10 protein-coding genes are annotated in these 15,014 nt (G+C 68.1%); 3 read left to right on the top strand and 7 right to left on the bottom strand.

Annotated features, from left to right (window positions below; all coding sequences use genetic code 11):
* Positions 1-9 precede the first annotated feature (9 nt).
* Complete coding sequence (locus ACZ8ZB_RS16880; RefSeq protein ID WP_470738530.1) at positions 10-2,397, bottom strand: DUF6049 family protein; 2,388 nt, start codon at positions 2,395-2,397, stop codon at positions 10-12.
* A 197-nt stretch (positions 2,398-2,594) separates the two neighbouring features.
* Here ACZ8ZB_RS16880 and ACZ8ZB_RS16875 point away from each other — a divergent pair, with 197 nt between their 5' ends.
* Positions 2,595-4,061, top strand: coding sequence for a CCA tRNA nucleotidyltransferase (locus tag ACZ8ZB_RS16875; RefSeq protein ID WP_470738529.1), 1,467 nt, complete (start codon positions 2,595-2,597; stop codon positions 4,059-4,061).
* A gap of 106 nt (positions 4,062-4,167) precedes the next feature.
* Here ACZ8ZB_RS16875 and ACZ8ZB_RS16870 read toward each other — a convergent pair whose 3' ends face one another.
* From ACZ8ZB_RS16870 to ACZ8ZB_RS16855, 4 genes are all read right to left on the bottom strand, one after another.
* Entirely contained in the window at positions 4,168-4,641 is a 474-nt protein-coding gene (locus ACZ8ZB_RS16870) for an LppU/SCO3897 family protein (protein ID WP_470738528.1), read from the bottom strand.
* Positions 4,642-4,764: 123 nt separating this feature from the next.
* Entirely contained in the window at positions 4,765-6,027 is a 1,263-nt protein-coding gene (locus tag ACZ8ZB_RS16865) for an MFS transporter (RefSeq protein ID WP_470738527.1), read from the bottom strand.
* A 78-nt stretch (positions 6,028-6,105) separates the two neighbouring features.
* The gene (locus ACZ8ZB_RS16860) at positions 6,106-7,188 is read right to left on the bottom strand and encodes an inositol-3-phosphate synthase (protein WP_470738526.1); all 1,083 of its coding nucleotides are present in this window, start codon (positions 7,186-7,188) and stop codon (positions 6,106-6,108) included.
* A 43-nt stretch (positions 7,189-7,231) separates the two neighbouring features.
* On the bottom strand, positions 7,232-7,915 hold the full coding sequence (locus tag ACZ8ZB_RS16855; RefSeq protein WP_470738525.1) for a PadR family transcriptional regulator: 684 nt from the start codon (positions 7,913-7,915) through the stop codon (positions 7,232-7,234).
* A gap of 396 nt (positions 7,916-8,311) precedes the next feature.
* Between ACZ8ZB_RS16855 and ACZ8ZB_RS16850 the strand changes: the two genes are divergently transcribed.
* Together ACZ8ZB_RS16850 and ACZ8ZB_RS16845 are read left to right on the top strand one after the other, a co-directional pair.
* The gene (locus ACZ8ZB_RS16850; RefSeq protein ID WP_470738524.1) at positions 8,312-10,957 is read left to right on the top strand and encodes a transglycosylase domain-containing protein; all 2,646 of its coding nucleotides are present in this window, start codon (positions 8,312-8,314) and stop codon (positions 10,955-10,957) included.
* Positions 10,958-11,055: 98 nt separating this feature from the next.
* Positions 11,056-12,564 (top strand): glycosyltransferase family 87 protein, encoded by a 1,509-nt coding sequence (locus ACZ8ZB_RS16845; protein ID WP_470741508.1) that lies wholly within the window; start codon positions 11,056-11,058, stop codon positions 12,562-12,564.
* 80 nt (positions 12,565-12,644) lie between these two features.
* Here the strand turns inward: ACZ8ZB_RS16845 and ACZ8ZB_RS16840 are convergent, their stop codons facing one another.
* Both ACZ8ZB_RS16840 and femX read right to left on the bottom strand, forming a co-directional pair.
* Positions 12,645-13,676, bottom strand: coding sequence for an alanine racemase (locus ACZ8ZB_RS16840; RefSeq protein WP_381228304.1), 1,032 nt, complete (start codon positions 13,674-13,676; stop codon positions 12,645-12,647).
* Between the two features lie 83 nt (positions 13,677-13,759).
* A complete protein-coding gene (gene femX / locus ACZ8ZB_RS16835; RefSeq protein WP_470738523.1) occupies positions 13,760-14,881 on the bottom strand; it encodes a peptidoglycan bridge formation glycyltransferase FemX in 1,122 nt (373 codons plus the stop codon).
* Positions 14,882-15,014: the final 133 nt, after the last annotated feature.

The raw sequence follows: 15,014 nt of genomic DNA, 5'->3' as shown, positions 1-15,014 counted from the left end.
ACGACATCCTCAACGGTCCACTCTCTCACCCGTGCCGGACGGGCCGGCGTTCTCCGGTGCGGTGTCCGGTGTCGGGTCACTCGGCTGCTCCGGGTCGTCCGCCCCTGTGTCCGTCCCGGATTCCCGGGTGGGACGCTCACCGGTGGCTTCCGGGTTCTGCGGGGCGTCGGCGTCCTCGTCCGTCCCGTGATCCTGCTCGTCCGCCTCGCGGGCCGCGGTCCGCTTGCGCTGGGTGTACATCCGGAAACCGGCGAGGACGAGCAGCAGCACGCCACCGCCGATGACCAGCATCACCGTGGCGGTGATCTCGGTGACCTTCACGTCGAACGTGACGGGTTCGCCGTACTTCTGGCCGTCCTGCGTGTACAGCTGGGCGACCACCGTCGCCCGTCCGTTGGCGTTGGCGGACGTGGTGAACTTCACCGACTGGCTGTGGCCGCCGGAGACCGCGATGGGCTGCTCCTCGTAGGAGTCCCCACCGATCTCGAGACGGGTCGGGTTGGTCGAGGTGAGGCGCAGCACCAAGTGCTCGACGCCCTGCACCAGGTTGTTCTGGACCGTCACGGGGATGGTGGCACTGCGACCGGAGAGTTTGGTCTCCGACTTGTCGATCAGTCTGACCCGGCCGATGAGCGTGTCGAGGTACGACTCGATGCCGCTCCGGTAGATCGCCGCCTCGGAGTGCCGGCCCCTCCACGACACGGACATCGCCCGGTTCAGGGCACGTCCGAACGGGGTCACCACCCGGGACTGGTCGGAGAGGATCACCTTGAACTTGTCGAGCTTGGCCTGTGTCCTCCCGATCTGCTCGAACGTGGCACGCGGCAGCTCGTGCTTGCGCACCGAGGAGGGGTATGCGGAGGCCGAGGGGACCCTGGTGGTGGCAGCGGGGTCCGGTTCGGCCTTGGCAGCCGCCGTGAGGTTCTGCGACTCGGACCAGGTTCCGTCCTGGAGGATCGTGAGCGCCTCGGCCATCGTCTGGGCTTGGCTGGCGGACGGCATGCGCTGCGGTGCGACGACGACGCTGCGCTGCTTTCCCGTCTGCAGTCCGAGGGTCAGACTCTGGGCCAGGAACCGCTGCACGGCGAGCGTGGAGGCGGAGGCCTTGATCATGTCGCCCTGGAACGCCGTGGACAGCCGTGCGTCCGAGACGACGGCCGTGGTGCCGCCGCCGATGGGCCGGGGCGCTGAGGGCGTGTACGACAGGCCGCGGGTCTCCTCGAAGGTGTCGCTGCGGGCGATCACCTTGTCGGCCCCGGCGGATGTGGCGACCTTGACGATGGAGGGGTCGACGGCACCGTTGACGGGCCAGGCGAAGTCCGTGGTGGGTTTGACGTGGAGGATCGACTCCACGGTGCTGGAGGCGACGTCGCTGGCTTCCTTGAGGTGGCTCAGCGAGCCGGTGACGGACGTGCCGTTGTGCGCCAGGGAAGCCAGGTCGGGGTCGCCGAACGGGAGCACGACGACCTCCTTGTCCGCCACGGCCTTCTGTACCTCGGTGAGCCATCGCTTGGCGACCGACTGGTGGCCGCCGACGACGGTGGTGTCACCCTCGCCGGGGACCTCGTAACGGTCGGTCATCGCCTCGACGGAAGCCAGCAGGTCCGGATCGATCACCCAGGTGACGTCGAGGTCCTTGCCCAGCGCCACCATCCGGTCCAGCCGTCCGCCCGGGGAGATCTCCTCGGCCAGGTCGTCGTCCTGGAGGACCGGGGTCTGCTGCTCGTCCGAACCCGTCTCCGCCGTCATGTGGGAGGTGGAGATCAGCGGCCACATGAACGTCGTCTTCGTCTTCGTGCCGGCTTCGTCGGGTTGCCACGGCAGGAACGTCCGTTGGACGCCGAGGGTCTGCGGCCAGGGCTGTGCGGAGGTCTCTCCGGAGAGCGCCACGGACAGCTGGTAGACGCCGTCCTGCCCGAGATCCAGCTTGTTCACCGGTACGGAGAGGGTGAAAGGCTGCGAGACGCCGGGAGTGAGCTTGTCGAACTCCTCGGCGTACTTGTCGTCGACCTCCGCGCCGATGACGCTCTGTACGTCGGTGCTGTTCTTCGCGATGCTGTCGATACCCGAGCGGGTGTTCAGCAGCGGCCCCACACGAAGTCCCACATGAGCGTCGGTGACGGTCTGCCTGCCCTTGTTGGTCACTGTCCCGGACACGGTGACGGTGTCGCCCTCGGTGGGGGCGCCGGGGGTGAGGGTGTCAATCGAGACGGAGACCGAGCCCTTGTTGGAGGCGGCCTGCGACGCGTCCGCACCGGAGGCGTCCGCGGGGGGCGCGGTGGGCAACTGGACGAGCCCCGTCAGCAGGGGCACTCCGGCGAGCAGGGCTCCGGTGCGCCGCAGCCAGCGGCGGGCAGGTGAGGGACTCGTCCCCTGGAAGTCTGCCGCCTCGGCCACGCGCTCGCCCGTCCCTCGTCTTCGTCAGTGGTCGTCGGAATGTGCGTCCACGCATGGTAACGATGTGCGCTGGAAGGAAGTGCCGCGGACCGGTCCTGCAAGATCGGGAGCGCGGGCCTTGTCCGTGTATCGGCGGGGGTGTCCGCGCGCGTTATGAGGGCGCTCCCGGACGTTCGGGCCACGTACCCTCTTCTGTTGTGCCGAACGCCAACGAAGAAACCAGTGCCCTGAGCCAGGCGCAGGACCGCGCCGTGAGTGAACTGCTGCGGGTCGCCCCTGTCGCCGACGACCTCGCCCGCCGCTTCCAGGAGGCCGGGTTCTCACTCGCCCTGGTGGGTGGCTCGGTGCGGGACGCGCTGCTCGGCCGTCTCGGCAACGATCTGGACTTCACGACCGACGCCCGCCCGCAGGACGTACTGAAGATCATGCGCCCCTGGGCGGACGCCGTCTGGGACGTCGGGATCGCCTTCGGTACGGTCGGTGCGCAGAAGGACGCCCGCGTCGGAGACGCCGACCGAAGCTTCCAGATCGAGGTGACCACCTATCGCTCGGAAGCGTACGACCGCACCTCGCGCAAACCGGAGGTGTCGTACGGCGACTCGATCGAGGAGGATCTGGTCCGTCGTGACTTCACGGTGAACGCGATGGCCGTCGCGTTGCCGGAGAAGCGGTTCATCGATCCGCATGATGGTCGTGCTGATCTGGCCGCGCGGGTGCTGCGCACCCCGGGCACGCCCGAGGAGTCCTTCTCGGACGATCCGCTGCGGATGATGAGGGCCGCCCGTTTCGCCGCACAGCTCGACTTCGAGGTGGCACCCGAGGTCGTCACCGCGATGAAGGAGATGGCCGGGCGCATCGGGATCGTCTCCGCCGAGCGCGTGCGGGACGAGTTGAACAAGCTGATCCTCTCCATGCACCCGCGTAAGGGACTGTCCCTGCTCGTGGACACCGGGATCGCCGAGTGCGTGCTGCCCGAGCTGCCGGCCCTGCGCCTGGAGCGGGACGAGCACCACCGGCACAAGGACGTCTACGACCACACGTTGATCGTCTTGGAGCAGGCGATGGCCCTTGAGGAGGAGGGGCCCGATCTGACTCTTCGCCTGGCAGCTTTGCTGCACGACATCGGCAAGCCGCGCACGCGGCGCTTCGAGAAAGACGGACGTGTCTCGTTCCACCACCACGAAGTGGTCGGAGCGAAGATGACCAAGAAGCGCATGACGGCGCTCAAGTACTCCAACGAGCTGGTGAAGGACGTCTCGCGCCTCGTCGAGCTCCATCTGCGCTTTCACGGCTACGGCACGGGAGAGTGGACGGATTCTGCGGTGCGCCGCTATGTCCGCGATGCCGGACCGCTTCTCGGACGGCTCCACAAACTGACCCGTTCGGACTGCACGACCCGCAACAAGCGCAAGGCCTCGGCGCTCTCGCGTGCGTACGACGGCCTGGAGGCACGCATCGCCCAGCTCCAGGAGCAGGAGGAGCTGGACGCCATCCGCCCGGACCTCGACGGCAATCAGATCATGGAGATCCTCGGCGTCAAGCCGGGCCCGGCCGTCGGTCAGGCGTACAAGCACCTGCTGGAGCTCCGACTGGAGAACGGTCCGATGGAGCACGACGCAGCGGTGGCGGCACTCAAGGAGTGGTGGGCCGAACAGCAGGGCTGAGCGCGCGGAACGGGGTCATGTTTCACGTGAAACATGACCCCGCTGGCGTGACGAGGGCGGTGTTTCACGTGAAACACCGCCCTCGTCATCTGGTGAACGGGCCGGCTCAGAGGTTGGTGAGGCAGAGGAGGAACTCTTCCCCGTCGCCCGTCTCCGCGTAGAAGCCGGTGGCGCCCTCGACCTTGCCGCACGCGGCCTCGGCGGTGAACTGCGTGTGGTGACCCTTGATCTTCTTGATGACCTTCGCCTCGGCGTCCGCGGAGGAGCAGTCCACTACCTCCATGCGGTCCGAAGACGACGACGCGGACTTCAGGCAGTCGCCGACCGCGGCGGTGTTGGCATCGTCCCGGCTGACGATCCAGCTGCCGATGGCCACAGCGGCGATGATCACCACGATGACGATGTTCTTGATCGTCTTGAAGCTGAGCTTGCGGCCCTGCTGCGGGGGGACCGGAGCGCCCGGTGGGGGGAAACCGGGCTGGCCCGCCTGCTGCGGGAAGGGAGCCTGGCCCTGGGGCTGGCCGTAGGGCTGCTGCTGGCCCTGTGCGAACGGGTTGCCCTGGGGCGGCGGAGTGGTCACGTGAGAGTCCCCCTGGAACATAGGTGCGTGGCGCAAAAGATGCGCTGATAAGACGCACGTAAGCTATCGGTCCGCACTGACAGCTCCGTAGCCCAATAAGGCTCTGTGGCATTGATGTGACACTTACTGGCGCTCAAAACGGGCCATAGTCGCAGCTACTGCTCCGTAGATAACGGCGATCGTTACCACCATCGGGACCGATCGACCGTCCGGCGGGAGCATCAGGGCGGCCACTCCCGCGGCACCGACGAAGGACACGTTGAACAGGACGTCGTACACGGAGAAGATCCGGCCGCGGAAGGCGTCGTCGACACAGGTCTGGACGAGGGTGTCCGTGGCGATCTTCGCACCCTGGGTGGTCAGACCGAGGACGAACGCCCCGGCCAGCAGAGGGCCGGAGGCGAAGGGCAGACCGAGCAACGGCTCCAGCACGGCTGCCGTAGCGGCGCACACCACGATCCAGCGGCCGGGACCGAGCCGCCCCGCGGCCCAGGGCGTGAGGACGGCCGCGGTGAAGAAGCCGGCTCCGGACACGCCCAACGCCAGCCCCAGCAGGGCGAGTCCCTCGTCGGTGGTCGACGTCAGGGCGTACCGGCAGAGCATCAGCAGCATGACGAGCACCGCGCCGTAGCAGAACCGCATGAGCGACATCGCGGTGAGCGCCCAGGCGGCCCCCCTGCGCCGGGGACCGGCGAGGTGCCGTACGCCTGCCAGCAGATCGCGCGCCGTCCCGGTGAGTGCCGTGGCCAGCCGGGGGTGCACCAACGCGCGTTCGGGACCGAGCAGTTCCTTCGCCATGCGCAGTGAGGCCATGGCCGCGCACAGGTACAGCGCGGCGCCCACGAGCACCACGGCCGCGTCGGAGTCGGCGATGACCAGACGGACGAGGAAGGCGAGACCCCCGCCCGCGGTCGCGGCGAGCGTCCCGGCGGTCGGGGACAGGGAGTTGGCGACGACCAGCCGCTCGCTGTCCACCACACGAGGCAGCGCGGCGGACAGCCCGGCGAGGACGAAGCGGTTGACGCCCGTGACGCACAGGGCGGCGACGAGGAGGAGCCAGTCGGGCGCCCGGCCGAGGATCAGAAGGGCGGTCACCGAGGCCATCAGGGCGCGCAGCAGGTTGCCGTACAGGAAGACCTGGCGGCGGCGCCAGCGGTCCAGGAGGACTCCCGCGAAGGGGCCGACCACGGAGTACGGGAGGAGCAGGACCGCCATGGCGGAGGCGATCGCCGTGGCCGACGTCTGCTTCTCGGGGGAGAAGACCACGTAGGCGGCGAGCGCGACCTGGAAGACGCCGTCGGCGCCCTGGGAGAGCAACCGGACGGCGAGCAGGCGTCTGAAGCCCTGGAGGCGCAGCAGAACGCGCAGGTCACGGACGATGGCCATGAGGCACAGCCTCACATACGGAGAGGGTCTCCGGGACATGTGCCCCGGAGACCCTCACCTGCCCACAAGGGGGAGGTCTCAGCGTTCGACCTCGCCCTGGATGAACTTCTCGACGTTCTCGCGGGCCTCGTCGTCGAAGTACTGCACCGGCGGGGACTTCATGAAGTACGAGGACGCCGAGAGGATCGGGCCGCCGATGCCCCGGTCCTTGGCGATCTTCGCGGCGCGCAGGGCGTCGATGATGACACCGGCGGAGTTCGGGGAGTCCCAGACCTCGAGCTTGTACTCCAGGTTCAGCGGGACGTCACCGAACGCGCGGCCCTCCAGGCGGACGTAGGCCCACTTGCGGTCGTCCAGCCAGGCCACGTAGTCGGACGGGCCGATGTGGACGTTCTTCTCGCCGAGATCCCGGTCGGGGATCTGCGAGGTGACGGCCTGCGTCTTGGAGATCTTCTTGGACTCGAGGCGGTCGCGCTCGAGCATGTTCTTGAAGTCCATGTTGCCGCCGACGTTCAGCTGCATCGTGCGGTCCAGGACGACACCGCGGTCCTCGAACAGCTTCGCCATGACGCGGTGCGTGATGGTGGCGCCGACCTGGGACTTGATGTCGTCACCGACGATCGGGACGCCCGCCTCGGTGAACTTGTCCGCCCACTCCTTGGTGCCGGCGATGAAGACCGGGAGGGCGTTGACGAAGGCGACCTTGGCGTCGATGGCGCACTGGGCGTAGAACTTCGCCGCGTCCTCGGAGCCGACGGGCAGGTAGCAGACGAGGACGTCGACCTGCTTGTCCTTGAGGATCTGGACGACGTCGACCGGCTCCTCGGCGGACTCCTCGATGGTCTCCCGGTAGTACTTGCCGAGACCGTCGAGGGTGTGGCCGCGCTGGACCTGGACGCCGCTGTTCGGCACGTCGCAGATCTTGATGGTGTTGTTCTCGGAGGCGCCGATGGCGTCCGCGAGGTCCAGGCCGACCTTCTTGGCGTCCACGTCGAAGGCGGCGACGAACTCGATGTCACGGACGTGGTAGTCGCCGAACTGGACGTGCATCAGGCCCGGGACCTTGGACGCCGGGTCGGCGTCCTTGTAGTACTCGACGCCCTGCACCAGCGATGCGGCGCAGTTGCCCACGCCGACGATGGCTACGCGAACCGAACCCATTCCGGTTGCTCCCTGTGTGTACGAGTGAGGCCCTGAACGGGTCTCACGTGGCGGTGTCGTCGGGCGTATCCGGCCGGGGCTCGTCCCCGGTCCGGGGCAGGCCGCCCGTCGCTCCAGATGTGGTGTCCTGCTGAGCGGGTCCCCCGGTGGCGGATCCCTTCAGGTCCCGCCCGGCCCGCTCGCTCTCGATGAGCTCGTTCAGCCAGCGCACTTCGCGCTCCACGGACTCCATCCCGTGGCGCTGGAGCTCGAGCGTGTAGTCGTCGAGGCGCTCCCGGGTCCGCGCCAGGGAGGCTCGCATCTTCTCGAGGCGCTCCTCCAGCCGGCTGCGGCGGCCCTCGAGCACGCGCATGCGTACGTCGCGGGACGTCTGTCCGAAGAAGGCGAACCGCGCGGCGAAGGTCTCGTCCTCGTACGCGTCCGGTCCCGTCTGGGAAAGCAGCTGCTCGAAGTGCTCCTTGCCCTCCGCCGTCAGCCGGTAGACGATCTTGGCGCGTCGCCCCGTGAGCGGAGCGGCGAGGGCGTCCTCGCTGGTGTTCCCCGGTTCCTCGATCAACCAGCCGTTTGCGAGCAGCGTCTTGAGGCAGGGGTAGAGCGTCCCGTAGCTGAACGCACGGAACACACCCAGTGACGTATTGAGTCGTTTACGCAGCTCATAGCCGTGCATCGGGGACTCGCGGAGCAGGCCGAGTACGGCGAACTCGAGGATCCCGGAACGCCGGCTCATCGTCGCCTCCCCTCTGCCGCGGTCGTGCCGTGACGGACTCATGTGCGGCCCGTCGCCGCCCTTATGCCGATCTGATGTATCGACTCGATACATCAAGACGATAGAACGGCCTTCCGGATGCGACAAGGGGGAGAAAAGTGAACGGGATCACATCGTCGATTGATCGGGAGCAAGTTGCCTGATTTGAGGTGAACTTCTGTGCCCGGCGGGTTTTGGCGGTGCGTAGTCTGTGCGCCATGCAGACCACCGGGAACCGAGTGACGCCCGGGGACGTCTTGGTCCCCGGTGCGGTACGGGTGAATGCGCGAAGCGCCGCATCCGTACTTCGGGGGGACCGGAAACCAGCCGCCGTTTCCAGGCGCGCAAGGGTGCGCCTGCCCGAGGAGTAGTCGTTCGATGAGCGAGCACCGTCGCAAACCGCCGCAGCCGCAGGGAGGCGGACGTGCCGCGGCCCGACGCGGCCAGTCCGGCTCGTCCTCCGGCCGCCGCGCGGCACCGCGAGGCGCCACCGGGTCTCCGTCCGATTCCTATGGGTCGGGCTCCCGCGGCTCGGGGGGTGAGGAGCACACCTACGGCAGCCGCGCCGAGGCGCGACGCGCGGCACAGAGAGGCGGTGGCCGCCGTGCCGGGGCCGCGGGCCCCGGCCGGGGCGGCGGGCGCGCGGCCTCGCCCGGAAAGAAGCGGATCATCGACTATCCGCGCCACGACAAGGACGGCTGGCGTCGCTGGACGCCGTCGTGGAAGCTCGTGTCCGGGTTGTGCCTCGCGTTCCTCGGCGGCCTGGTCGCCGTGGCGGGGATCGGGTACGCCATGGTGAGCGTGCCCAGCGAGGAGAACGCCGCGGCACGCTCCGAGAACAACGTCTACTACTGGGCGGACGGAACCCAGATGGTCGCCACCGGCAGCGGCCAGAACCGGCAGAACGTCACGATCGACCGGATCCCCGCGGCCATGCAGTGGGCGGTGATCTCGGCCGAGAACAAGAGCTTCTACGACGACTCGGGCATCGACCCCATGGGTATCGCCCGGGCGCTCGGCAACATGGCCACGGGTGGGGACACCCAGGGCGGTTCGACGATCACCCAGCAGTTCGTGAAGAACACCTACCTGAGCCAGGACCAGACGATCTCCCGGAAGTTCAAGGAGATGTTCATCTCGATCAAGGTGGGCACCAAGCTCACCAAGAAGGAGATCCTCCAGGGGTACCTGAACACCTCGTACTACGGCCGTGGCGCCTACGGCATCCAGGCCGCCGCCCAGACCTACTACGGCAAGGACGCGGTCGATCTCACGCCCAGTGAGTGCGCCTTCCTCGCCGCCCTGCTCAAGGGCCCGACGTACTACGACCCCGCGGGCAACGTGAACCTCGACTCCTCCGCCACCGCCGAGGCCAACCGTGAGCGCTCCGAGGAGCGCTGGAGCTGGATCCTCGAGCAGATGCACGCGGACGAGCACCTTTCGGACGCCGAGTACCAGAAGGCGGTCAAGGAGTACCCCGAGCCGCAGGGCCGCAAGGCGGTCAAGGGCATGACCGGTCAGGTCAGCTATCTCGTCGACACGGCGAAGCGCTACGTCCTGAAGAGCTCCGACATCACGGAGGCGCAGTTCGACCAGGGCGGCTTCCAGATCTACACGACCTTCGAGAAGGACAAGGTCGATGCGCTGGCCAAGGCCGTGAAGAAGGTCGAGAAGGAGAAGCTCGACCCGAAGAAGCGAGAGAAGGACCAGCACGTCCAGTTCGGCGCGGCGTCGGTGAAGCCCAACGACGGCGCGATCGTCGCGCTCTACGGTGGTGCCGGTTTCGAGAACGGTCACTTCAACAACAACGCGGACACCTCGGGTGTCCCCGTCGGTTCGACGTGGAAGCCGTTCGTGCTGGCCGCCGCGATGCAGCACGGAACGTACAAGACGAACGGTGAAGGCGTCTCGCCGCTCAGCAAGTACAACGGCAACGACCACCTGCAGATCAGGGAGAACGACGGCTCCCTCGTCCTCAAGAAGGACAACACGCCCTTCTACCAGGAGAACGAGACCGACTACAAGTGGGGTTACATCACCCTGCACAAGGCGATGGAGCAGTCCGTCAACACCCCGTTCGTGCAGCTCGGCATGGACGTGGGGATGAAGAACGTGGCGGACGTCGCCCAGAAGTCCGGCATTCTGAAGGAAAGCTTCGCCGACCTCAACGCGTCGTTCGCCCTGGGTACGTCGACCCCCAGCGCGATCCGCATGGCCGACGCCTACGCGACCTTCGCGGCGTCCGGCAAGCAGGCCGACCCGTACTCGGTGACCGCCGTCAAGCACAAGGGGTCGGAACTGCCCGGCTTCGAGAAGCCACGGGTCAAGCTGGCGATGCCCGAGAACGTGGCGCACAACGTCACCGAGGTCCTCGAGAACGTGATCGAGAACGGTACCGGTTACCAGGCGCAAGGGCTGGGGCGTGCGGCAGCCGGCAAGACGGGTACGACCGACGAGAACAAGTCCGCGTGGTGGGTCGGCTACACCCAGCAGCTCGCGACCTCGGTCGCCATGTTCCGTGAGGACCCCAAGGACCACAAACTGCTCTCCATGAACGGTACGGCGGGTGAGGACTCCATCCACGGCGGTGACGTCCCCACGCAGATCTGGACCGAGTACATGAAGGCCGCGCTGAAGGGCGAGGACGACCCCGGATTCCCCAAGGCCGAGAAGATCGGCGAGATCGCGCACGGGATCGGGGCGCCGTCTCCCACTCCGACCGCCACGGAGACCGAGGAAGAAAAGGAAGAGGCGGAGACGCCGTCGGCGCCTCCGCCGTCCACACAGACCGAGGTCACGCCGCCGCCACCGACCAGCACCACCACGTGCGGGCCGTTCGACTTCAACTGCGGGGACGACGGTGAGGAGGAGACGGGCGGCACGGACAACGGCGGCACGGACAACGGCGGCACGGACGGAGGAGCGACCAGCTCGCCGGATCCGACGTCCAGCAGTGACACCGGAGACAGCAGAGGCAACGCCAACGGGGGCGACAACGGTTTCTTCGGAGGCCCGGCCGGTTAGCCGGCCTGCCGCCCGGCTTGGGCGTTTCACGTGAAACATGGGCCGCCGTACCTCCGGGTACGGCGGCCCTCGGTGTGTCCCCTGCTCCGTACGGCAGGATGTGCGGCATGCCCAGTGGAGAATCGACGCAAGCGAGCGTCCACGAGCCGGAACCGGTGCGGCCGACCGAGGAGGACCGGGTCGCCGCGGCCGGCAGCGAGCTGATCGGCGGTCCGCTCGGGCGGCGTGCGCTGACCGGGACCTCCTGGTGGTCCCCGGTGCGGGTGATCGCGCTCGTGGCGATCGGCATGTTCGCCCTCGGCCTGGTGCAGAAGGCACCCTGCTACAACGGCGCCTGGTTCTTCGGTGCCGGCTCCCAGTACACGCACGCGTGCTACTCGGACATCCCGCACCTCTACCAGGGGCGCGGCTTCGCCGACGGGCTGGTGCCGTATTTCGACAGGCTCCCCGGGGACATGGAGTACCTCGAGTACCCGGTGCTGACCGGCCTGTTCATGGAGGTCGCCGCCTGGCTCACCCCCGGAAGCGGCAGTATCCAGGACCAGGAGCAGTGGTACTGGATGGTCAACGCCGGGATGCTCATGGCGTGCGCGGCCGTCATCGTCGTCTGCGTGACCCGTACGCACGCGCGGCGGCCCTGGGACGGTCTGCTGGTCGCGCTGGCGCCGGCCTTCGCGCTGACCGCGACCATCAACTGGGACCTGCTGGCGGTCGCTCTGACGGCCGCCGCGATGCTGATGTGGTCGCGGGGGCGTTCTCTCGCCTTCGGCGTCCTCCTCGGGCTCGCCACGGCCGCCAAGCTCTATCCCGTGCTGCTGCTCGGGCCACTGCTGGTGCTGTGCTGGCGCGCGGGACGGTGGCGGGAGTACGGCACGGCCCTCGGCGGTGCGGCCGTCGCCTGGCTCGTGGTGAACGGGCCTGTGATGCTCTTCGCGTTCGACGGCTGGTCGAAGTTCTACACGTTCAGCCAGGAGAGGGGCGTCGACTTCGGATCCTTCTGGCTGATCCTGGCGCAGAACTCGGACGACCCGTTGAGCACCGACACGGTCAACACGCTCGCCACGGTGCTGATGCTGCTGTGCTGCGTGGGCGTCGCGGCGCTCACGCTCACGGCTCCCCGCCGGCCGCGTTTCGCCCAGCTCGCCTTCCTGATCGTCGCGGCGTTCATCCTCACCAACAAGGTCTACTCGCCGCAGTACGTCCTGTGGCTGGTGCCGCTGGCGGCCCTCGCCCGGCCGAAGTGGCGGGACTTCCTCGTCTGGCAGGCCTTCGAGGTGGCGTACTTCCTGGGCATCTGGATGTACCTCGCCTACACGACCAGCGGGGACGCCCACAAGGGACTGCCCGTCGACGGCTATCACTGGGCGATCGGGGCGCACCTGCTGGGAACGCTCTATCTGTGTGCCATGGTTCTGCGCGACATCCTGATGCCGGAGCGGGACCCGGTGCGCCGGTCCGGTGACGACGACCCCTCGGGCGGGGTGCTGGACGGAGCGGAGGACGTGTTCGTGCTCGGTCCCGCGGCCCGCCCCGCGCAGCACGCGGTTCACTTCGAGGGGACCTCGGTCGAATGGGGCAGGACGGAAGCCACCGGGGGTTCGCTCTGAGCGAACACCCCCGGGGATGGCGTCCGCTCAGGGCACAGAAACGGCCGTACACGGGAGAACCGTGTACGGCCTTCTCGCTGTCAGCGGTCGAGGAGCCGGTCGAACTGCGTGGTGGTGTGCCGGAGATGAGCCACCAGTTCCTCGCCCACCTTCGGTTCCGGCGCGTCCGCGGGCACGAACAGGATCGACACCTGCATGTGCGGCGGCTCGGCGAACCAGCGCTGCTTGCCGCCCCAGACGAACGGTGAAAGATTCCGGTTGACCGTGGCGAGGCCGGCGCGGGCCACGCCCTTGGCGCGCGGCATGACGCCGTGCAGGGCCTTGGGAGCCTCCAGACCCACCCCGTGCGACGTACCGCCCGCCACGACCACCAGATAGCCGTCGGAGGCGGCCTTCTGCTGCCGGTAGCCGAACCTGTCCCCCTTGGCGACGCGCGTGACGTCCAGGACCGCGCCCCGGTACTCGGTGGCCTCGTGGTCCCCCAGCCAGAGCCGGGTGCCGATCCGGGCGCGGAAACGGGTCTGCGGGAACTGCTGCTGCAGCCGGGCGAGCTCGTCGGCCTTGAGGTGGCTCACGAACATCGTGTGCAGCGGGAGGCGGGCCGCCCGCAGACGGTCCATCCAGCCGATGACCTCCTCGACGGCGTCCGAGCCGTCGGTGCGGTCCAGCGGCAGGTGGATGGCGAAGCCCTCCAGGCGGACGTTCTCTATCGCCGAGTGCAGCTGAGGCAGGTCCTGCTCGCTGATGCCGTGCCGCTTCATCGAGGACATCACCTCGATGACCACCCGGGCGCCCACCAGTCCGTACACGCCGTCGACGGACGACACCGAGCGGATGACCCGGTCGGGCAGCGGCACCGGCTCCTCGCCGCGCCGGTACGGCGTCAGCACCAGCAGGTCACCGCCGAACCAGTCCTTGATCCGGGCGGCCTCGTACGTAGTGCCGACCGCGAGGACGTCCGAGCCCAGCCGGGTGGCCTCCTCGGCCAGTCGCTCGTGACCGAAGCCGTAGCCGTTGCCCTTGCAGACGGGCACCAGTCCCGGGAACTGCTCCTGCACGTGCTTGTGATGCGCCCGCCAGCGCGCGGTGTCGACGTAGAGCGTGAGCGCCATGGCCGGACCTGGAACCTTTCTCGTGGCTGCGGTGTATCAGAGGTATGGGAACGACGGGAGCCGCCGGAGCGGCGAAGTGGGGTTCAGCGGCGCGACATGTAGATGTCGAGCGCCTTGTGGAGCAGCTTGTTCAGCGGGAAGTCCCACTCACCGAGGTACTCGGCGGCCTGGCCACCGGTGCCCACCTTGAACTGGATCAGACCGAAGAGGTGGTCGCTCTCGTCCAGGGAGTCGGAGATGCCGCGCAGGTCGTAGACGGTCGCGCCGAGCGCGTAGGCGTCGCGCAGCATCCGCCACTGCATCGCGTTCGAGGGCCGGACCTCGCGGCCGATGTTGTCGGAGGCGCCGTAGGAGTACCAGACGTGTCCGCCGACGATCAGCATCGTCGCCGCGGACAGGTTCACGCCGTTGTGCCGGGCGAAGTACAGCCGCATGCGGTTGGGGTCCTCGGTGTTGAGGGCCGTCCACATGCGCTGGAAGTACGACAGCGGGCGGGGCCGGAAACGGTCGCGCACGGCCGTGATCTCGTACAGCCGCTGCCATTCGGGCAGATCGTTGTAGCCGCCCTGGACGACTTCGACGCCGGCCTTCTCCGCCTTTTTGATGTTGCGGCGCCACAGCTGGTTGAAGTTCTTGTGGACGTCTTCCAGAGCGCGGTTGGCCAGCGGCACCTGGTAGACGTAGCGGGGCTGGACGTCGCCGAAGCCGGCGCCGCCGTCCTCGCCCTGCTGCCAGCCCATGCGGCGCAGCTTGTCGGCGACCTCGAAGGCGCGGGGCTCGATGAAGTCGGCCTCCAGGTCGCGCAGGCGCTTCACGTCCTGGTCCTGGATTCCCCTCTTGATGGTCGGGGCCTCCCAACGCCGGATGATCACCGGCGGGCCCATCTTCACCGAGAACGCGCCCTGCTGCTTCAGGTGGGCGAGCATCGGCTCGATCCACTCCTGGAGGTTCGGCGCGAACCAGTTGATGACCGGTCCCTCGGGCAGGTAGGCGAGGTAGCGCTTGATCTTGGGCAGCTGCCGGTAGAGGACGAGCCCGGCGCCGACCATCTCGCCGGTCCGGTCGTCGAACCAGCCGAGGTTCTCCGAGCGCCATTCCGCCTTGACATCAGCCCAGGCCGGGACCTGCATGTGGCTCGCCGACGGCAGGCTCTGGATGTAGGCCAGATGCTGCTCTCGACTGATGGTCCTCAGGGTCAGGCTCATTCGGGGCGCTCCTCGGGCTGGTGTGTCCCCATGGGTTCAGGGGCTCCGGCTCTCGCGCGAAGCCTACTGCGCCTCGGGGGCGCCCCGGTTGGGCGCACCGGACCTTCGCCCCGGCCTGGCGCCGGCCGGGGCG

It is taken from the genome of Streptomyces sp. 12E (genome assembly GCF_055633275.1).
This window is presented reverse-complemented; position numbering and strand designations above follow the sequence as displayed.

Coding starts and splice junctions, on each gene's coding strand:
- ACZ8ZB_RS16865 (WP_470738527.1), bottom strand. CDS start 6,027: ATGGCCATCGTCCGTGACCTGCGCGTTCTGCTGCGCCTCCAGGGCTTC.
- ACZ8ZB_RS16860 (WP_470738526.1), bottom strand. CDS start 7,188: ATGGGTTCGGTTCGCGTAGCCATCGTCGGCGTGGGCAACTGCGCCGCA.
- ACZ8ZB_RS16855 (WP_470738525.1), bottom strand. CDS start 7,915: ATGAGCCGGCGTTCCGGGATCCTCGAGTTCGCCGTACTCGGCCTGCTC.
- ACZ8ZB_RS16850 (WP_470738524.1), top strand. CDS start 8,312: ATGAGCGAGCACCGTCGCAAACCGCCGCAGCCGCAGGGAGGCGGACGT.
- ACZ8ZB_RS16845 (WP_470741508.1), top strand. CDS start 11,056: ATGTGCGGCATGCCCAGTGGAGAATCGACGCAAGCGAGCGTCCACGAG.
- ACZ8ZB_RS16840 (WP_381228304.1), bottom strand. CDS start 13,676: ATGGCGCTCACGCTCTACGTCGACACCGCGCGCTGGCGGGCGCATCAC.
- femX (WP_470738523.1), bottom strand. CDS start 14,881: ATGAGCCTGACCCTGAGGACCATCAGTCGAGAGCAGCATCTGGCCTAC.